The 18902-nt window shown below is 74.8% G+C and carries 14 protein-coding genes, 1 tRNA gene and 2 pseudogenes; 12 read left to right on the top strand and 5 right to left on the bottom strand.

Going from position 1 to position 18902, the window contains the following annotated elements; genetic code table 11:
* Positions 1-495: 495 nt before the first annotated feature.
* Together ABT345_RS22420 and ABT345_RS22415 are read left to right on the top strand one after the other, a co-directional pair.
* Entirely contained in the window at positions 496-1674 is a 1179-nt protein-coding gene (locus ABT345_RS22420; protein ID WP_345084518.1) for a glycosyltransferase, read from the top strand.
* Between the two features lie 85 nt (positions 1675-1759).
* The gene (locus ABT345_RS22415) at positions 1760-3079 is read left to right on the top strand and encodes an NAD(P)-binding domain-containing protein (protein ID WP_345084521.1); all 1320 of its coding nucleotides are present in this window, start codon (positions 1760-1762) and stop codon (positions 3077-3079) included.
* A 106-nt stretch (positions 3080-3185) separates the two neighbouring features.
* Here ABT345_RS22415 and ABT345_RS22410 read toward each other — a convergent pair whose 3' ends face one another.
* On the bottom strand, positions 3186-3608 hold the full coding sequence (locus ABT345_RS22410) for a hypothetical protein (RefSeq protein ID WP_386460414.1): 423 nt from the start codon (positions 3606-3608) through the stop codon (positions 3186-3188).
* A 243-nt stretch (positions 3609-3851) separates the two neighbouring features.
* On the opposite strand from ABT345_RS22410, the gene ABT345_RS22405 reads away from it, so the two are divergent.
* Positions 3852-5249 carry an NsdA family TPR-like regulatory protein gene (locus ABT345_RS22405; RefSeq protein ID WP_345084524.1) on the top strand — a complete coding sequence of 466 codons (1398 nt, stop codon included), beginning with the start codon at positions 3852-3854 and terminating at the stop codon, positions 5247-5249.
* 40 nt (positions 5250-5289) lie between these two features.
* On the opposite strand, the gene ABT345_RS22400 is transcribed toward ABT345_RS22405, so the two are convergent.
* Positions 5290-5883, bottom strand: coding sequence for a histidine phosphatase family protein (locus tag ABT345_RS22400; protein ID WP_345084527.1), 594 nt, complete (start codon positions 5881-5883; stop codon positions 5290-5292).
* Between the two features lie 284 nt (positions 5884-6167).
* Between ABT345_RS22400 and ABT345_RS22395 the strand changes: the two genes are divergently transcribed.
* From ABT345_RS22395 to ABT345_RS22380, 4 genes are read left to right on the top strand one after another with little or no spacing between them, the layout of a single operon-like run.
* Complete coding sequence (locus ABT345_RS22395) at positions 6168-7154, top strand: phosphatase PAP2 family protein (RefSeq protein ID WP_345084530.1); 987 nt, start codon at positions 6168-6170, stop codon at positions 7152-7154.
* Entirely contained in the window at positions 7063-8358 is a 1296-nt protein-coding gene (locus ABT345_RS22390) for a hypothetical protein (RefSeq protein ID WP_345084534.1), read from the top strand. The genes ABT345_RS22395 and ABT345_RS22390 overlap by 92 nt, the downstream gene beginning before the upstream one ends.
* Complete coding sequence (locus ABT345_RS22385; protein WP_345084537.1) at positions 8349-9893, top strand: hypothetical protein; 1545 nt, start codon at positions 8349-8351, stop codon at positions 9891-9893. Before ABT345_RS22390 ends, ABT345_RS22385 begins: the two co-directional genes overlap by 10 nt.
* Positions 9890-11254 carry an AAA domain-containing protein gene (locus tag ABT345_RS22380; protein ID WP_345084539.1) on the top strand — a complete coding sequence of 455 codons (1365 nt, stop codon included), beginning with the start codon at positions 9890-9892 and terminating at the stop codon, positions 11252-11254. The genes ABT345_RS22385 and ABT345_RS22380 overlap by 4 nt, the downstream gene beginning before the upstream one ends.
* Before the next feature lie 99 nt (positions 11255-11353).
* On the opposite strand, the gene ABT345_RS22375 is transcribed toward ABT345_RS22380, so the two are convergent.
* Positions 11354-11752 carry a hypothetical protein gene (locus ABT345_RS22375; RefSeq protein WP_345084542.1) on the bottom strand — a complete coding sequence of 133 codons (399 nt, stop codon included), beginning with the start codon at positions 11750-11752 and terminating at the stop codon, positions 11354-11356.
* 1211 nt (positions 11753-12963) lie between these two features.
* On the opposite strand from ABT345_RS22375, the pseudogene ABT345_RS22365 reads away from it, so the two are divergent.
* Positions 12964-13215: pseudogene (locus ABT345_RS22365) on the top strand (GNAT family N-acetyltransferase); the annotation flags it as partial.
* Between the two features lie 103 nt (positions 13216-13318).
* On the opposite strand, the pseudogene ABT345_RS22360 reads toward ABT345_RS22365, so the two are convergent.
* Positions 13319-13687 (bottom strand): annotated as a pseudogene (locus tag ABT345_RS22360) (recombinase family protein); the annotation flags it as partial.
* Between the two features lie 279 nt (positions 13688-13966).
* Between ABT345_RS22360 and ABT345_RS22355 the strand changes: the two are divergent.
* The 3 genes from ABT345_RS22355 to ABT345_RS22345 all read left to right on the top strand — a co-directional run bounded on the left by ABT345_RS22355 (position 13967) and on the right by ABT345_RS22345 (position 15375).
* Positions 13967-14344 (top strand): DUF8844 domain-containing protein, encoded by a 378-nt coding sequence (locus ABT345_RS22355; RefSeq protein ID WP_345084545.1) that lies wholly within the window; start codon positions 13967-13969, stop codon positions 14342-14344.
* A 246-nt stretch (positions 14345-14590) separates the two neighbouring features.
* Entirely contained in the window at positions 14591-15232 is a 642-nt protein-coding gene (locus tag ABT345_RS22350; protein ID WP_345084548.1) for a bifunctional DNA primase/polymerase, read from the top strand.
* A gap of 69 nt (positions 15233-15301) precedes the next feature.
* A tRNA-Lys gene (locus ABT345_RS22345) sits at positions 15302-15375 on the top strand.
* A gap of 67 nt (positions 15376-15442) precedes the next feature.
* Here the strand turns inward: ABT345_RS22345 and ABT345_RS22340 are convergent.
* The gene (locus ABT345_RS22340; RefSeq protein ID WP_345084551.1) at positions 15443-16684 is read right to left on the bottom strand and encodes a M6 family metalloprotease domain-containing protein; all 1242 of its coding nucleotides are present in this window, start codon (positions 16682-16684) and stop codon (positions 15443-15445) included.
* A gap of 302 nt (positions 16685-16986) precedes the next feature.
* Here ABT345_RS22340 and ABT345_RS22335 point away from each other — a divergent pair, with 302 nt between their 5' ends.
* Complete coding sequence (locus ABT345_RS22335; protein WP_386460406.1) at positions 16987-18882, top strand: putative bifunctional diguanylate cyclase/phosphodiesterase; 1896 nt, start codon at positions 16987-16989, stop codon at positions 18880-18882.
* Positions 18883-18902 lie beyond the last annotated feature (20 nt).

Raw genomic sequence — 18902 nt, 5'->3', positions numbered from 1 at the left:
CGTCCGGCGTGCCGCCCGGTCCGGCAGGGGACTGTCTGCCAGAGTGCATTCCTGTTCGGCAGCTGCCGGTCAGGAGGACGTCATGCCCCGCAGTGCGATCCGCGGGGCCCGGGAACTCCGGGGAGACCGCGCGGCGGCGTATGCACCGCGATTCCCCGGAATTCCGCTCGCCGGACCCACCGCGGCGCCGGATGCGTCTCCGGTACGTCCGGCACCCCGCGCCCTTTCCGTTTCCCCGGAGAACGGTGCGCTTTCCACCGCTGCCGCCACATCGGAAAGCGCACGGCCGGAGCCATTCGGCGGCACCGTCCGCCATCCGCCGCCGAATGGCTCCGGATTCCCTTCCTTCCGCTGCGAGGAAAAACGGGAACGGGAAAGAAAGCGAAAGAACGGGGAAAGCAAACCCCGGCCGGTGCACCGGCACGGTGCACGTGGTCACCGCCCGCCGCCCCATCCGACCCGCCTAAGGCCCCCGGGCCCGTAAGGAGACAACCGGTGAAAGTCCTCCACCTCGTCACCGGACTGGAGGTGGGCGGCGCCGAGCAGCAGCTGCGGCTGATGCTGCGCCGGCTGCCGTACCACTGCGACGTCGTCAGCCTGAGCGGCGACGGGCCGGTCGGCGACGGCATCCGCGCCGACGGCGGGTCCGTCGTGTCCCTGGACGGGCCGCCCGGCCTGCCCCGGCTCGTCCGGCTGATCCGGCGGGGCGGCTACGACGTGGTCCACACCCACCGCTACCGCGCCTGCGTCACGGGCCGGATCGCCGCCCGGCTGGCCGGCGTGCGGGGCGTCGTCGCCACCGCCCACACCCTGGGCGCGACGGAGATCGACGGCCACCCGCTGACCCGCCGCGTCCGCGCGCGCTACCGGCGCACCGAGCGGCTGGGCACGGCGACGGTGGCCGTCTCGGAGCCCGTCGCCGCCCGGCTGCGCCGCCTGGGCGTCCCCGGGGACCGCATCGAGACGATCACCCCGGGGATCGACGCGGACGCCTTCCGGTACGACCCGGACGCCCGGGCGGCGGTCCGCGCCCGGCTGGGCCTCGCGGCCGACGCGTTCGTGGTCGGGGGCGCCGGGCGGCTGGTGCCCGGCAAGCGGTTCGACGTGCTGATCCGCGCGGTGGCGCAGGTGCCCGGCGCCCGGCTGGTGCTGGCCGGGGACGGGCCGGAGCGGGCGGCGCTGCGGCGGGCCGCCGATCAGTTCGGGGTGGGCAACCGCGTCCTGCTGCCGGGCGCCTGGCACGCGGGCGGCGGCGCGAAGGGCGACCCGGGGCTGCCCGCGCTCTTCTCGGCGCTCGACGTCCTCGTCGCACCCGCGCCCGCGCAGGCGTTCGGGACGGCCGTGGTGGAGGCGCTGGCCGCGGGACTGCCGGTGGTGCACACCGGGTGCCCGGCCCTCGACGGGCTGCCCGGGGAGCCGCCGCCCGGCGTCCGGCGCACCGGCTCGCGGTCGCATCTGCTGGCCGCCGTGTTGCGCGAGGAGCGGCTCGCGGCGCCGCGCCGGCTGCCCCCGCCGCCGGTGGCGCTGGACCACGGGGCGGACCGCGCCGCGCGGGAGCTGGCGGCGCTGTACGAGCGGGCCGCCGGCTACCGGGCGCCGGCGGCGGGCGCCGGGGTGCCGCAGCCCGCCGCGCCCCGGGAAACGGCCGCGTCGGACCCTTCGCTGACGGGCTGACGCACCGGGCGCCGCACCCCGGCGCCGCGGCCCGTCCGGCGCCGCACCGACGAGAACCGCACGACGAGAAGGAGCAGGATCTGCCATGGACGACCTCGTGGTGGTGGGCGCCGGCCCCTACGGACTCTCGATCGCCGCGCACGCGGCGGCGGCCGGGCTGCGCCCGCGGGTCCTGGGCCGGCCGATGGCCGCGTGGCGGGACCACATGCCCGGCGGCATGTACCTCACCTCCGCGCCCTGGTCGTCGGACCTGTCCGACCCGGCGGGCTCGTACACCCTGGCGGCGTACTGCGCGCAGGCGGGCATCCCGGTGCGGGAGGGCGTACCGCTGCCGGGCACGGTGTTCACCGCGTACGGCCGGTGGTTCGGCGAGCGGGCGGTGCCCCAGGACGTGGAGGAGCGGGCGGTCACGGCGGTGCGGCCGGACGGCGGCGGCTTCCTGGTGGAGACCGCGGACGGGGAGCGGATCCGGGCCCGTACCGTCGCGCTGGCGGTGGGCGCGGTGCCGTTCGCGCGCCGCCCGGAGCCGCTGTACGGGCTGCCCGCCGCGCTCGCCTCGCACAGCAGCGACCACCGCGATCTGTCCGGGTTCGCCGGGCGGGACGTGACCGTCGTCGGGTGCGGTCAGTCGGCGCTGGAGACGGCGGTGCTGCTGGCCGAACTGGGCGCGCGGGCCCGGGTCGTGGCGCGGGCCGGGAAGATCCACTGGGAGAGCGCGCCGCCGCGGCTGGCCCGCCCGTTCCCGGCCGTGCTGCGGACCCCGCACAGCGGGCTGGGCGCCGGGTGGGCGCACTGGCTGCGGGCCGAACTGCCCTGGGCGGTGCGGTGGCTGCCGGCGGCGGCCCGGGGCCGGGGTGCGGCGCAGCCGCCGCGGCCGGCCGGGGCGTGGTGGCTGCGGGACCGGTTCGAGACCGCCGTCCCGGTGCTGACCGGCCACCGGGTGCGCGCCGCGGTGCCCGGGGACGGCGCGATCCGGCTCGAACTGGCCGCCGCCGACGGCCGGTCCACCGTGGTGGAGACCGAGCATGTGATCGCGGCGACCGGGTTCGCCCCGGATCTGCGGCGGCTGCGGCTGCTCGATCCGCGGGTGCGCACGGGGCTGCGGACCGTACGGCCCGGCCGGGCGCCCGAGCTGAGCGGGCTCTTCGAATCGTCGTGGCCGGGGCTGTTCTTCGCGGGCCCGCTGGCCGCGGCGTCGTTCGGCCCGGCGATGCGCTCGGTCTACGGCACGGCGTTCACCGCCGGGCGGCTGCTGCGCGGGGTGCGGCGGCGGCTGGGCCGGGGGCCGGGCGGGCTCGTCATCCCGCATCCGGCGCCGGGCCGCGCCGCGCCCGCCGCGGCGCCCCTGGAGCGGACGCCGTGCGGTGCGGCGTACGCCGACGAGGCGGCGCAGCCCGCGGGCTGACGGCGCACGACCGATTCTGCGCGCCCCGGTGCCATCCCCGTACGCCGGGCGCGGCACCGGGGCGCTCCGTACGTCCGGACCGGGCGCCGGCCGCCTCGCCCCGGTGTCAGCGGCAGCGGTCGACGGCCTCGATGGTGCGGGCCGCCTCGCCCAGGGCGGCGCGCAGCACGACGGGGTCGGTGGCGTCGCCGTAGGCGCCCTCGGGCGGCACCAGCCAGCCGGTCCCGGTCACCGGCGGCTCCGGTGCGTCGCGGCCGGCCACGGCGGATCCGCGGCCGAACGTCCGGGTGCAGGCGCTGCCGGGCAGGTCCCAGCGTTCGGCGGTCCCTGCGGGCACCAGGAAGCCGAGGGTGTGGCAGGGGCCGTCGTGCAGGACCGGGCCGACGCCGTCGCGCAGCCGCAGGATGTCGACGGCCTCCAGTCCCTGCCGGGCGGGCACCGTGACGAGGTCGCAGAACGGGTCGCGATCGGGGGGCTCCCCCGCCCCGGCGCACCTCGTGCCGCCCTCGACCACACCGGACTTCCGCACGGAAAACCCCTCCTTCTGCACAGCTGCGTATCGACACCGTGTCCAACGGCGTGCCCCGTCAACAGCTACGGCACCGGACCGCCGCAAAGGATGGCAGTTCATGGCGGATCGTGGGTGAGATATCCGTTTTGTAGCCATACCCTCCGTATCGCCGCCGTCACAGCCGGTACGGTCGTCCCGCCGCTCCGCCAGGAAGCGGTCTCGCCGGAGAGATGACACGGAGAGGGCACCAAGAGGTCCGCCATGGCGTCGCCAGCAGCGCGTTCAGCGTCGTCCCGCACCGTCCCCGCCCGTCCGAACACCGCCTTCCGGCAGCTGCGCGGCAAGCTGTCACCGGGTGAGTTCGCGGCGGCGGTCCGGCGGTCCGCCCGTGAAATCGGCGAGCAGGTCTCGTGCGACGCCCGCTACGTGGGCCGCGTCGAGTCCGGGGAGATCCGCTGCCCGAACTACGCGTACGAGCGCGTGTTCCGGCACATGTTCCCCGGGCTGTCGCTGTCCGACATGGGCTTCGCGGCGCGCGAGGCGGTACGCGGACGGGGGGCGCGTACGGCGGCGGTCAGCGCCGCGCCCCTGGCACCCGAACCCGACCACCGCGATACCTGTATCCAGAGCTTTGAGGAGAGCGACGTGCTGCGTCGCGCGTTCATCACCGGCGGCCCGGCGGCCGCCCTGGGCATCGCCGCCCCACCCGCCTTCGCCGTCCCCGCGCCCCGGCCGGCGTCCGGCGGCCGCCCCGGCGCCGCCGAGGCCACCGCCCTCGAAGACGCCGTCCGGCGGATCCGGTTGCTCGACGACCGGCACGGCGCGGACGACATCTACCACCGCGCGACGACGCCGCTGCACTGCGCGTACGCGCTGCTGGACGCGGGCGCGGAGCGCAGTTCGGTCGCCGACCGGCTGCACTGCGGCGCCGGGGAACTGGCCCTGTCCGTCGGCTGGCTGGCGCACGACTCGGGCCGCTTCGAGGACGCCCGCTCGCACTACGCCGAGGCGCTGGCCACCGCCCGGGTCTGCGGCGACGCGGCGCTGGAGGCGCACGCGTTCTGCAACACCGCCTTCCTCGCCCGGGACGCCGGGCGCCCGCGCGAGGCGGTCCGCGCGGCGCAGGCCGCCCAGCGGGCCGCGCACCGCCTCGCCTCGCCCCGGCTCCAGTCGCTGCTGGCGCTGCGCGAGGCGGGCGGGCTGGCGCTGCTCGCCGACCGGTCCGGCTGCGAGCGCGCGCTCACCCGGGCCCGGCGGTTCTTCGGGAGCGGACCCACCGACCACGACCCGGAGTGGATGAGCTTCTACGGCGAGGCCGAGCTGGAGGGCCTGGAGGCGCAGTGCTGGGCGGCGCTGGGCGACGGGGGGCGCGCGGTGTTGCACGCGCGCCGTGCGGTGGCGCTCCAGAAGCCGCACTTCACCCGGAACATCGCGCTGTTCACGACGGAGTTGGCGGGCGATCTGGCGGCCGACGGCGCGCCCGAGGAGGCGGCCGTCACCGGGAGCCGGGCGCTGCGGCTGCTCGGGCAGGTGAAGTCGTCCCGGATCCGCGCGATGCTCGACTCCACCGCCCGCACGCTGCGGCCGCACCGCTCCGTCAAGGAAGTCGCCGCCTTCCTGGAGCGGCACGCGGCACTCCCGGCGCCCCGCCGGATCTGACCGGCCCGGGGGCGGCTCCGGGCGGCCCGCCCGGGTGCCGTCAGCCGAGGTGCCCGGTGTCGTTCCAGCGCTCGATGGCGGGCTCGCCGTAGGCCCAGCCCAGGACGGACAGGGACGTCGGGTCGAGGCGGATGCGGGCGGCGAACGAGAGGTCGAGGCCGAGCCAGCGGGCGCCCAGGGAGCGCAGGATGTGGCCGTGCGCGAAGAGCAGCACATCGCGGTCGGCCGCGCGCACCCGCTCGATGACGTGGTCGGCCCGGGCGGCGACCTCGGCGAGCGTCTCGCCCTCGGGGACGCCGTCGCGCCACAGGAGCCAGCCGGGCTGCCGCTCCTTGATCTGTGCGGGCGTCAGGCCCTCGTACGCGCCGTAGTCGACCTCCATGAGGGCGTCCCACTCCTCGGCGCGGTCGCCGAATCCGGCGAGTTCGCAGGTCTCCTTGGCGCGCCGCAGCGGGCTGGTGCGCACCTCGACGCCGGGCAGACCGTCCCAGGGCGCGCGGTGCAGCCGCTCGCCCAGGAGCTTCGCGCCCGCGCGCCCCTCCGCCAGCAGCGGGATGTCGGTGCGGCCGGTGTGCCGGCCGGAAAGGGACCACTCGGTCTGTCCGTGCCGGGCCAGGAGGATGCGCGCTGCCATGGGGGCCGTACCTCTCGCCGATCTCTCGGCTGTCGTTGCAGGTGGTGCACGTGGTGCGGGAGGGCACCGCGGGGTGCGCCGTCGCGGGCGCGGGCACGGCGCCGGGCCCGCGCGCCCCGCGGAATTCCATCATCGCGCACCGGTTCGTCCGGGGCCGGGCCGCCCCGGGCGGGACCGGTGCGGAGCAGTCAGCCATACAGCGTATGGTGGACGGTCGCCGGATCCACCGGCGGGGCAGTGCGGTGGCCACCGCACCCGATGAAGCACGACGAAGAAGGTGCGCGATGGTGAGCGCAACGCCCCGCACGGCGGCCCCGCCCGGCCGCCCCCGGTGGTGGGCCGAACTCCCCCTCCTCGTGGCGGTGTACGCCGCGTACACCGCGGGCCGCCTGCTCGCCCGGGGCGACGTGGCCGCCGCCACCGGGCACGGCACCGCCCTCCTCCGGGTGGAGCGGGCCCTGCACCTCACCCCGGAACCGGCGCTGAACCGGCTCTTCACCCAGGTCCCGGTGGTCGGCGTGCCCGCCGCGTACGCCTATGCGGCGCTGCACTACGTCGTCACCCCGGCGGTCCTGGTGTGGCTGTGGCGGCGGCGGCCCGCGCACTACCGGGCGGCGCGCAGCCGGCTGCTGACCGCCACCCTCATAGGGCTGATCGGTTTCACCCTCTTCCCGACCGCGCCGCCGCGGCTGCTCGACGCGGGGCAGGGCTTCGTGGACGGCATGGCCCACTACGCCGGGTACGGCTGGTGGGGCGCCGAGGCGAGCGCGCCGCGCGGTCTGGGCGGGCTGACGAACCAGTACGCGGCGATGCCGAGCCTCCACGTCGGCTGGGCGCTGTGGTGCGGTGCGGTCGGGTGGCGGCTGGCCTCCTCCCGGGTGGTGCGGGCGCTCGCCGTGGCCTACCCGGTGGCCATCGCCCTGGTGGTGATGGGCACCGCCAACCACTACCTCCTGGACGTACTGGCGGGCGTGGCCGTCATGGGCGTGGGCGCCTGGCTCGCCGGCCCGCTGCTCCGGCTCGCCGACGCGGTGCGCGCCCGTGGCACGGGGCCGGGCGGCGCACCGGACGCATCCGGCTCTCCCGGTGCGGCGCGGTGGCGCCGTGCCCGCCGGGCCGCCACCGGGCGGCGCGGTGCGGCCGGGGGCGTTGTCGGTGCCGGATGCGAGACTTCGCCGGGTGAACGTTTTCCGCGACAGCCGATCCGCGGCGGCCGGCGCCCCGAGCGCCCGGCCGACGCCGCCCCCGAGCCTGCGGCAGCGCCTCACTGAGCTGCGCGGTCCGGGGATACGCCCCCGTGCGCTCGACGCCCGGGCGCTCGCCGCGCTGGCCGCCAACCCGGGCTGCCACCGCCGCGCCCTGCTGGACGGCGCGGGCGTCGACAAGGCCGCGCTCGCCCAGGCCCTCGGCTCCCCCGCCGGCCACGGCCAGTCCCGGTTCGCCCTCGCCCGGGGCAACAGCTTCGAGGCCCGCGTCACGGCGGACGGCGGCGCCGAGCTGCTGCGGCTGCTGCACGCCCGGCTGCCGTCCGGCACCCCCGCGCCCGAGGAGGGCGAGGTCGCCGCGCCGGATCTGGCGGCCGCAGGGCCCGAGGGCCGGGCCGCCCGTACGGCGCTGGCACTGCGCGAGGCCACCGCGTCCGGCGGCTGGACGCTGCTGGAGCACCCGCTGCTCGCGGTCGACGTCGCCGGTTCGCCCGCCTATGTCGAGCCGGACGCGGTGGTGGTCCGCCCGGACGGCGTCTGGACGGTCGTGGAGATCAAGTCCTTCCCGATGATCGACGGCGCGGCGGACGCCGCCAAGGTCGGCGCGGCGGCCCGGCAGGCGGCGGTCTACGTCCACGCGCTGGAGGCCGTCGCCACGCAGGTCACCGCCCATGGGGAGCGCCCGGCCCGGGTCGGCGAGCGGGTGCTGCTGGTGTGCCCGCAGGACTTCTCCAACCTCCCCACGGCCGCCGCCGTCGACATCCGCAAGCAGCTCGCCACCACCCGGCGGCAGCTGGCCCGCCTCACCCGCGTCGAGGAGATCGCCGCCGCGCTGCCCCCGGAGACCACCTTCGATCTGCGCCTGGCCGACGACGGCCGGACGGCGACCCGCCCGGCGGAGGAGCTGGCCGCCGCCGTCGAGACGGTCGACGCGGCGTACGCGCCCGAGTGCCTGGCCGCCTGCGAGCTGGCGTTCCACTGCCGTGGCCGCTCCCGCGAGCAGGGCGCCGTGGAGACCCTGGGGCGCGGCGTCCGCGGCGAGCTGGGGTCGCTGCGCACCGTCGAGGAGGTGCTGGCGGCGGCCGGCGCGCCCGGGTGCGGCGCCGGACCGGAGCCCGCGCCGCTGGGCGAGGGGACCGACGACGCCGATCCGGCCCTCGCCGCGCTGCGCCGCGCCGCCCGGTTGCGCGCCGAGGCACTGGCCGCCGCCGCGCCGCCCGTGCCCGTCCCCCGTACCGCCTCCGGAGCGGAGGATCCGGTATGTCGCTGATCGAGACGCTGGCCCGGATGGAGGCGGCGGCCGCCGGGGCGGCGCGACCGCTCACCACCGTCCGCCACCGCCATCTCGCCGACCGCCCCCTGGTGTGCGTCCCGCTGACCACGGCGGGCGAGGCCGGTGCGCCGCTGGGCGCGCTGGTCGGCACGGACCGCGAACGGCCGCTGCTGCTGACGGTGGCGCAGCCCCGCGACCGCGATCTGCGCTTCGCCTTCCTCGCCGAGCTGGCCGATGCGGTCCTGCCGTATCTGGACGGCTTCGCCGACGCCGTCGGCCACGAGGAGCGCAAGGAGACCGACCCGGAGACCGGCAAGAAGGTCACCGTCCAGGTCGAACTGTGCGCCGACGCCCCGCAGCTGATCGTGCCCTCCCCCGCCGGCATCGCCTACCTTCGGCTGCTGGGCCGCTCGACGCGGTTTCGGCGGACGGCCGAGCAGGACCCCGAGGCGCCGTATCCCGCACCGCCCCGGGTGCCGCTGCTGGGCCGCTGGCTGACCCATCTCAGCGAGCGCGCCCGGGTGCCGGGCTCCTGCCTGCTGCTGTCCATGACGGAGCTGCTGACCCGCCACTGGGCGACGGGCCAGAGCGCCCTGGAGGACCAGCACCTGGGCGCCCTGCTCGCCTGGATCGACCCGCCCGAGGGGCGCTCGGGCCGCGCCGCCGCCGAGCACGCGGAGTCGGCGCGCGGCGCGGACGGCCTGCTGCACTGCCCGCCCGCCGGCCCCGCCACCGACCCCGCGTTCGACAACACCCTGCTGGCGCCCGCGATGGCCCGGTACGACGCGGGCGCGGACGGCGCCGCCGAGGAGCTGCACGAGCTGATCGGCGGCCAGCTCCAGCCCACCTGGGACGCGGTCTGGCGCGGCTGGGACCTGCTGCGCGCGCTGCCGACCGGGGAGCACGTCGCCGACCGCTGGAAGCGCGACCGCTGGTCGTACACCGCCCACCGCGACCGGGTGCGCGCGGGCGAGCCGCCGCAGCCCAAGCGGGACGACGCGGTCACCGCCGCCCGCAAGCTCGCCTCCCGGGAGACCGCCCAGGCCCAGCTGGACGCCCAGGAGGCGCTGGACGACCCGCTGGTGATGGCGGGGCGGCGGCTGGCCGGGGAGGCGTTCGCCGGGGAGGTCACCGCCGTCGAGGAGGCGTTCTCCGACGGCCCGCGCCCGATGCCGCGCCCCCTGGTGACGCTGCGCACCACCGACACCCCGCTGCTCACCGACGGCGCCCGGCTGCACCGCCCGCTGCCCGGCGGCAAGGCGCAGAGCGCGGTGTTCGTGGCGTACGAGGAGGGGGCGGCGGGCAGCCTGACGGTGCGGCTCACCGGGGGCATGGGGCGCGGCAAGGTGCCCGCGCCCGGTTCGGTGCCCGAGCCCGGTGAGACGGTGTGCTGGACGCTCTTCGAGCACGCCCCGCGCGGCGGCCCGCAGCTGCCGGAGCCCGAGGACACCCCGTGGACGCACGGCGGCCCGCCCGCCACCGGACCCGAGGGTGACGCCCCCGACCCGATGACCCCGGAGGACTTCCTGTGACCGGCGCCCCGTGGACGACGCGACAGGCCGCCGAGCCGTTCGACCCGGGCGCGGCGGCCACCGCCGCGACGGACGCGATCCTCCACGACACCCTGCACGGCACCCGTCCCGGTGTGGTCGTCGACTCCCCGCCGGGCGCCGGCAAGTCCACCCTCGTGGTCCGCGCGGCCCGGGAGCTGGCCGCGGCCGGGCACCCGCTGATGATCGTCGCGCAGACCAACGCGCAGGTGGACGACCTGGTGCTGCGCCTGGCCGAGAAGGATCCGCAGCTGCCGGTCGGGCGGCTGCACGGCAGCGAGGCGGGCACCGTCGACCCGGCGCTCGCCGCGCTGCCCGAGGTCCGCACCTCCGCGAAGATCGGCGACCTCGCCGGGCTGGACGTCGTCGTCTCCACCGCCGCGAAGTGGGCCCACACCAAGGTCGAGGAGGGCTGGCGGCACGCGATCGTCGACGAGGCGTACCAGATGCGCTCGGACGCGCTGCTGGCCGTCGCCGGGCTCTTCGAGCGGGCGCTGTTCGTCGGCGACCCGGGGCAGCTGGACCCGTTCAGCGTGGTCGGCGCCGAGCAGTGGGCCGGGCTGACGTACGACCCGTCGTCCAGCGCCGTCGCCACGCTGCTGGCGCACAACCCGGAGCTGCCGCAGCACCGGCTGCCGGTCTCCTGGCGGCTGCCCGCGTCGGCGGCGCCGCTGGTCTCCGACGCGTTCTACCCGTTCACCCGCTTCCGCAGCGGCACCGGCCCGGGCGACCGGAGCCTGGCTTTCCGGGCGGCGGGCGACGGCTCGGGCGTAGACCGCGTCCTGGACGAGGCCGCCGCGTCCGGCTGGGGCCTGCTGGAGCTGCCCGCCCGGCACACCCCGCGCACGGACCCGGAGGCGGTCCGGGCGGTGGCGCTGGTGGTGCGGCGGCTGCTGGACCGCGAGGCCGTGGCCACCAGCGAGCGCGGTCCGGATCCGGAGCCGGTGACGGCCGCCCGGATCGCGGTCGGCACCGCCCACCGCGATCAGGCCGCCGCGGTCCGCGCGGCCCTGGCCGAGCTGGGCGTGCGCGGCGTCGTGGTGGACACCGCCAACCGCCTCCAGGGCCGCGAGTACGACGTCACGGTGGTGCTCCACCCGCTCTCCGGGCGCCCCGACGCCACCGCCTTCCACCTGGAGACGGGCCGCCTGTGCGTCCTCGCCTCCCGCCACCGCCACGCCTGCATCGTGATCTGCCGCGCGGGCGTGGCCGAGCTGCTGGACGACCACCCGTCGACGGATCCGGTGCAGCTGGGCGTCACGGTGAAGTTCCCGGACGGCTGGGGGGCAATGTTTGCCACGTGGGACCACTGGCAGGAGCACCGTGCGCTCTGGCGCCCATGACACCTCTCCGCCGCAGCCGAGCCATGCCACAGGCGGGGCAGCAGCCGAGTTAATCAGCCGCACAGCAAACCGCCCCGGCCTTTTGGCCGGGGCGGTTCTCTAGCCATGAGGGAGGCTGCTGCAATGTTTTCGGCAGGGCGGCCACACGATGACCTTTCCCATGTACGCCTCAAGGGTCTCGTCATATGCTCCGACGTCAACCAGGGCGACTCGTCCATCCCATGAGCTGACGCAGAAGCGGTCACCCTCGGCAAGCGGAAGGGAATGTGATCCCTGCTGGCCAATACGGTCCATGCATTGCTCTGGCGTGGGCTCGTCGGCATCTTCCCAGAGGGCGACCGAATCCTTCGTGTCCCAAAGGATTCGCAGGCCCTCGATCTCAGCACCCGCGCCATCGCGCACAGGCTGATAGTTAACGCTGAAGCTGATGTTCTGCTCATCGCCATTGTCCATCACCCTCGGCGGAACCTTGTCCAGGTCGACGGTGGTCAGTTTCAATTCTCCGAACCACCGGGCACCGGCCGGCACAGGGCTCGGGGGCCACGGACGAGCGGGCGCCGAAGCACTCGGGGTCCACGAACGAGCAGGCTCCGAAGGGGCTGGACTATCGGTGGGCCGAGCAGATAAAGACGGTCCGCCATGTGGCTGTTTAGCTGCCATGCCTCCGCCGTCACCGGGCGAACCGTGAACAAATGACCAACCCTTGACCACGAGAATAACGCCGAGGACGACAACAATCGGGGCTGCGAAAGGAAGAACTGGCCGCCATGACCGGGGTATGTTCCACTGGGCGACTCGCCGCAGCCTCTTACGACGTACCGGGTAGTGGTAGTGGTTCTCCGTGATCTGTTGGTCCCCCGCGGACTGGTAAACCCTCCCCTGATCCGATGCATGGCCTTCGTTATGCGGACCGGAACCGCCCTCCAGCGGTCGTTCCATCGCGGGCTCACCTTCCTGTGACGCGCTGGTCTCGGCCTGCCTGATATAAACACCACACCGCTACGGCGTCGTCTCGGTGCGGGCACAACCTCACATGTCCCCCGCGCAGCTGGCAGTTGCCCCAGCCGCCTGAATCAGGCCGACGAGTTCAGCATCCATCAAGTCCCCACGCCCCAGTGCGTCACCGACTTCGCAACACTCTCATCCACCAGGATGGTAGAGCCTACGCTCGCGCAGAGTCATGAGTTGACGGGTTACATGGGCTCCGTCGCCGAGCCTGCTCTGCACCAGATGCCCCGCCTGTCTCGCCAAATCGGACAGGTCTCAGTTGTCCTCACCCGGGCCATCAGAGGCGGCAACAGTGTCCGGACGCATCTCCTTGGTCCAATAGTCGGTAGCCATATCCTGCGCCAAAACGTGAGGGACGCCAGCCCCTATCGCCTCCGTGTAGACGATTCCAGCGATTCGAACCAGGGCGACTGCGGCAGCCCCTCGCTTCTCAATCAGCGCCTGGTTCATCTCCGTTTCGATGCCGGAAACCAGTTCGCCAAACCCGTCCGATTGGTCAATTCATTCCTTAAAGCTCGTAACACGATCTTGTTGAAGTGGCCTGGTTGGGCGTGACCGATGTGACGATTCGACCGTTCGGGACAGACCTGCTGGCGGCGCCTGGGTCGCTGGCAGCAGGCTGGGGTCTTCGACCGGCTTCACCGCATTCCGCTCGCCGAACTCAACGCGGCGGGCGAACTCGACTGGTTCCGCGCGTGCCTGAGCACGCCGAGCTCACCCGCTTTTACCTGCGTCCCGCCTTCCGAGGCAAGAAGGGCGCCGGCCTCCTGCTGGAGCTGCTGGAGAACGAGGCACGCCTACTCGGCGCCTCCCGGATGGTCCTCCACACCCGCCTCGACCTGGTCGAGGCCCGCTCGCTGTACGTCCGCCACGGCTACCACGAGATCCCGGCGTACTGCACGGGTCCGTATATCGAGATCTGCTACGGCAAGGATCTCGGCCGGGCCGACTGACCAGCTCGCGCTTCCCCGGATGTATCGCTTCCACCCAAAACCGGGGCGATGGCGCCGGCCGCAGTTTGCCTGCACGAGCCCTCAAGATCGCGTTACAGGCTCTGATGTAGGCGATCATCCGGCCGGTGGGCGTGTGGATGTCGAGACCCGGGTCGTCCTGGCAGACGATTTCCTTGCCGCCCTTGTGGCAGCGCTCCGCGAACCTGTCCCAGTGGTGCTGATCGCGGGTGACTCGATCCAGCGAAGTCACCATGATCGCGTCCCACTCGTACCAGAGCGGGTCCTTCATCCAGCGGCCAAGCTTCGGCCGGTCATCCAGGTTGACCGCGCCAGAGACGCATACGTCTTCGACCTCACCGGCCACGGGGCAGCGGCCCTCCGCTACCGCCTGGTCCAGCTCTCCCTCTTGCCGCGCAAGGGCCGAGCCGCCCTCGGTGTCGCGGCTGATACGCCGAACCTTGAGGACGCGCATGCCAGGCAAGAGCCGCGCATGGGGTATACGTCTACTTTCCGTCACCTCCGCCCCGGGCACCAACTTGGGTGATCTTGTTTTCCCAGGGCTGGGAGACCCACCACGCCGTGCTCGCCCGGCTCGCCGAGCACCGGGTGGGGTGGCGGCCGTGACGGTGCCGCGGACGGCGGGCGGGCGCGCGGATGCGGGCGCGCGCCGGCGGCCCCGTGCCCGGTGCGCCCGCCCCCTTGCGCGGCGCGGGAGAATGGAATGCGGCACTCGAACCCTGGAGGTACCTTCATGTCCGAGCCGCGACCGGCTCCCGACCCGCGCGGCGCGGCGCCCCGGCGCATGCGGCCCGCGCCGCTGCTCTTCGAACCGCCCGAGGCCACGGCGGACCCCGAGCACTTCTTCGACCTGGAGTCGATAGCGGATCCGCACGAGCTGCTGGGCCGCTCCACGGAGCTGGCGCTCGCCTTCCGCGCCGCCGCCGACCGGGCGACGGAGTTCCAGGCGCTGGCCGCCGCGCAGCTCGCCGACCCCAAGCGCTTCGACCGCCTGTCGCCGGCGGCGCTCGCCGAGCGCGCGGAGTGGACGGAGGACTACGCACAAAAGATGGTCGAGTTCGGCCGGAGCCTGATGCGCGACGGCGCCGCCCGCCCCGACGGCGGGGACTGACCGGCACGGCCGCGGGCCGGGCGCCCACCGGGGCGGCCCGGCGCCGGGCCCGGCGCGCGCTCCGGGGCGGACCGCCTCGTACGGGCCGCCGGTACGCCTCCGGAAGCGCCCCGGGAGCCCGTGGAACGGCGTCCTCCATGAGCCCACGGCATATGCGCGCGGGGAAGATACCCCCTACCGACCCGTAGTGTCCCGGTTTCGGAATTCCACCGCACAGGCCCCCGGCCCGTCGGTAGACCTGTCCCCATGAGCGACTGGCAGTCCGACACCTCCTCCGCCCCGGCGTCCCCGGGTTTCCCCACCGCCTCGTACGTCACCCTGGCCGGCGCCGACTGGCTGGCCTCCGCCAGCGCGCGTCCGGGAGCCGTGCGCTCCCTGTGGGCGCAGCGGCCCGCCGCCCCGAGCGTGCTGCCGTGCGGCACCGCCTTCGACGTGATCAACGCGCCCGCGCTCTTCGGCCGCCGGATGGTCGACCGGCTCTGGTCGGACGGCCCCGGCTCCGGCCCCGTCGCCGCCCACCAGGGCCGGATCCTGCTCTTCACCGCGCCCGGCACGGCGCAGCGGCTGCCCGCGCTGCTGGAGTGGGAGGAGTGGGCGGCCGCCGTGCCGCCGCTGCTGTGCCACGGCAGCGGGGACGCGGTGACCGTCCCGCCGCTGCACCCGGGCGCCGGGACGGCGGACGGCGCCGCGCCGTCCGCCACCCGGTGGCTGGTCGCCCCCGACGTCCGCTCCCCGTGGCTGCCGGGGCCCGACGTCCTGCTGTGGGCCTGTGTGCGCGCCGCCCGCGCGGAGACCGTCTCCGGGTACGCCGTGCTCCCGGAACACCCGGTCCGGGCCGCCTCCGGACGGGCCCCGGAGCGGGCCGCCACCGCGCTGACCTCCCACTGAGCCTCCGGCCGCCGGGCATCCGATTTTCGTCCTCCCCCTTCCGGGTGCTAATGTCTTCCACGTCAGCAGGCGCCGCTAGCTCAGTTGGTTAGAGCAGCTGACTCTTAATCAGCGGGTCCGGGGTTCGAGTCCCTGGCGGCGCACAGACAGACAAGGCCCTCACTTCGGTGGGGGCCTTCGTCGTGCGTGCGGGGCGGGCGGGCGCGGCGCTCAGGCGCGGGTGATCCGGACCGTCCAGTCGCCCGAGGGCGTGCGCCCCTCGACCTCCACCCGTACTCCGTCGGCGGCGGCGCGCAGGCTCTCGCCCACGCCGAGCGGGGCGTCGGCGAGCGGCGGGTGGACGGAGGTGCCGTTGCAGGCGGAGGTGGCCGGGTGGCCGTCGAGGACCTGGACGGGGCCGGAGCCGGAGGCGGTGGCGGAGCGGACCCGGTAGACGAGGACGCCCTCGCGGCAGACCGTACGGTCGTTGCCGCTCGCGTCGCGCGCCTCGACGGCGAGGGCGGTGTCCCGTCCGGTGCGGACGACCAGGAGCCGGGAGCGGCGTTCGTCGCCGGGCTCCATGGGCGCGGACAGCGGGCGCAGGGTGTGCCAGCCGGTGCCGGTGAGTCCGGCGCAGTCGACCTGGTTGTCGGTGAGCCAGCCGAGCTTCCACCGGTGCCAGCCGAACGGGTCGGGCGCCAGACCGAACTGGCTGCCCATGAGGTCCCAGTCGCCGACGTAGGTGTCCCAGTCGCCCTTGCCGCGCTCGGGGCGGTGGTAGAGGTCCGGCAGGTCGAAGACGTGGCTGGTCTCGTGGGCGAGGACGTTGCGGTCCGGCGGGTTCTGCTCGAAGACCGTGACGAAGCGCCGCAGGTCGGTGTGGTCGGCGCGCATCGGCTGGTCGAGGTTGACGACCTTGGTGGCGTCCGAGTCGACGCCAGGGGCGTCCGGGTCGGCGACGAAGTAGACGATGTCGTAGCGGCTGTAGTCGATGGTGGGGTCGGCGGCGGCGACCGCGTCGCGGAGGTAGGCCGCCCGGCTGCCGGCCGCCCAGTCGCGCCGTATCCCGTAGTCGGTGGAGCGGTGCGGCATCCGTACCCACCTGCGGTGGAGGTGCGGCCGGAGGCGGAACTTGCCGTACGAGGCGCGGTCGAAGAAGCGGGAGGTGGCCGGGAAGTAGTTCCGGGCGAGTTCACCGGCACCGGCGACGGGGGTGGAGTCGGGGAACGAGAGGAAGATCATGACCGCGTCGAGCGTGCCGCGCGGGCGCGGGTAAGCGGTGTTCCAGGTGTCCAGGCCCTCGGAGTGATGGGCGTCGGTGCGGCCGAGGGCGCACGAGAGGGTGGCCTCCGAGGCGGTGGCGGGTCCGGCGACGATCGAGGTCGCTATGAGCGCGGTCAGCGAGGTGGCGACCGCCATGACGCGCCGCAGCCGCCGGGGTTCGGCCCTGTCGGGCGTCTGGGGGCGCACCACATCGACCTCCGGGGACGGGATTCGGACACCCCACCCACCCTGTGATGCTTTAAAGCTGTTCGTCCTGTTTCCGCGGCCAGCGGAGTGAGCGGCGCCCCACCGCCGTGCCGTCACGGAACGTCACACGCGTCCCTCACGGTGATTCCGGCGTACTCCGGCGAACACAGCCGGGCAGAATTGGCTGAACTTCCGTCACCCGTGCCGATGATCACGGCGCTGTCGCTGGCTCGCCCGCTGCGGCAGCCTCTATGATCGCCACACTTTCCAGCGCGGATTCCCCCCTCCGTCACGAGACCAGCGCCATGCGGGAGCGAGCAGTGAGCGGACACCCCGACAGGCCGGGCCGCACGCCCGGAGTGACGCTTGACTCCGTGACGGAGCGTAAGGGTACGACCAACGAATCCGGCGTCCGGGCCGAGCGGCGCGAGGCGGGCCGTCTCCCGGCGCTCGCCCACGAGGGCCCGGCCACGGCGTTCGGCGACTACCGCGCCGCGTTCCACGCCGCCCGGCTGCCGATGGCGCTGCTGGACGGCGACGGCCTGATCATCGCGGCCAACCCCGCCTTCGGCGAACTGCTCGGCACCGACCCCGCGCGGCTCACCTCGGCCGCCGCCGCGGACCTCGCCGATCTCGGCTCCGACCCCCGGCTGTGGACCGCCTACCGCGAGGTGCTGTGCGGCCGCAGCGACCGGCTGCGCTGCACCCGCCGCCTCAAGCACCCGGCGGGCCAGACCCTCTGGGTGGAGGTCGGCGTCGAACCGCTGCCGGACGGCGAACGGTTCCTGCTGACCGTCGCCGACAGCAGCGACCGGCACGATCTGCTCGCCCGGGTACGGCATCTGCAGATGCACGACCCGGTGACCCGGCTGCCCAACCGCGCGCTCTTCTTCGAGCGGCTGTCGGCGGCGCTGGAGGCCGCGTCGTTCGAGCCGTCGGGGACCGGCCGCATCGGCCTGTGCTACCTCGACCTCGACGGTTTCAAGGCCGTCAACGACACGCTCGGCCACCGCGTCGGCGACCGGCTGCTGAGCGCGGTGGCGCAGCGCCTGAGCCGCTGTGCGGAGCGCACCGGCGCCCGCGGTGACGGCTCCGCCCGCGGCCATCTGGTGGCCCGGCTCGGCGGTGACGAGTTCGCGCTGCTGGTGGAGAACTCCACCGGCACCGACCAGGTGGCGGAGCTGGCGCAGTGCGCGCTGGACGCCCTCCAGCAGCCGTTCGACCTGGCCGGGCAGCGGCTCTCGGTGTCGGCCAGCATCGGCGTGGTCGAGCGGACCGCGGCGGGCACGACGGCCACCGGTCTGATGCAGGCGGCGGACACCACGCTGTACTGGGCCAAGGAGGACGGCAAGGCCCGCTGGACGCTCTTCGACCCCGAGCGCAACGCGCACCGGATGACCCGCCAGGCGCTGTCCAGCACGCTGCGCCCGGCCGTGGACCGCGGCGAGTTCACGCTGGAGTACCAGCCGCTGGTGGGGCTGGGCGACGGGCGGGCCGAGGGCGTGGAGGCGCTGGTGCGCTGGCGTCATCCGCAGTTCGGCACGCTGGCGCCGAATCGGTTCATCGCGCTGGCCGAGGAGAACGGCGCGATCGTCGAACTGGGCCGCTGGGTGCTGGAGACCGCCTGCCGGCAGGCCCGCGCCTGGCAGCTGGAGCGGCCCGCCGCCCGGCCGCTGTTCGTCAGCGTCAACGTGGCCGTGCGTCAGGTCTGGGACTCCGACCTCGTCGCGGACGTGGCCGGGATCCTCGCGGCGACCGAGCTGCCGCCGGAGCTGCTGCAGCTGGAGCTGACCGAGTCGGCGGTGATGGGCTCGGCCGGCCGGCCGCTCCAGGCGCTGCAGGCGCTGAGCGACATGGGCGTCAAGATCGCCATCGACGATTTCGGCACCGGCTACTCCAACCTCGCCTACCTCAGCCGGCTGCCGGTCTCCGTCCTGAAGCTCGACGGCTCGTTCGTCAGCGGTTTCCGGTCACAGGAGCATCCGAATCCGGCCGATGAAACGATCGTGGAGGCGCTGGTCGCGCTGGCGCACCGGCTCGGGCTGACCGTCACCGCGGAGTGCGTGGAGAGCGCCGAGCAGGCGGCGCGGCTGCGGCGGATCGGCTGCGACACCGGCCAGGGCTGGCTCTACGCCCGGCCGCTGGCCCCGGAGCGGATCACCGCCCTGCTCGACGCGGGCGGCCGCACCGACGACTTCTGACCGCGCCCCCGCGCCGGGCG

The sequence above is a fragment of the Streptomyces sp. NPDC000404 genome (genome assembly GCF_040300365.1).
GTDB classification, from domain to species: domain Bacteria; phylum Actinomycetota; class Actinomycetes; order Streptomycetales; family Streptomycetaceae; genus Streptomyces; species Streptomyces ramulosus.
Note: the sequence above shows the minus strand (reverse complement) of the source record. Positions and strands in the feature narration are given on the sequence as shown.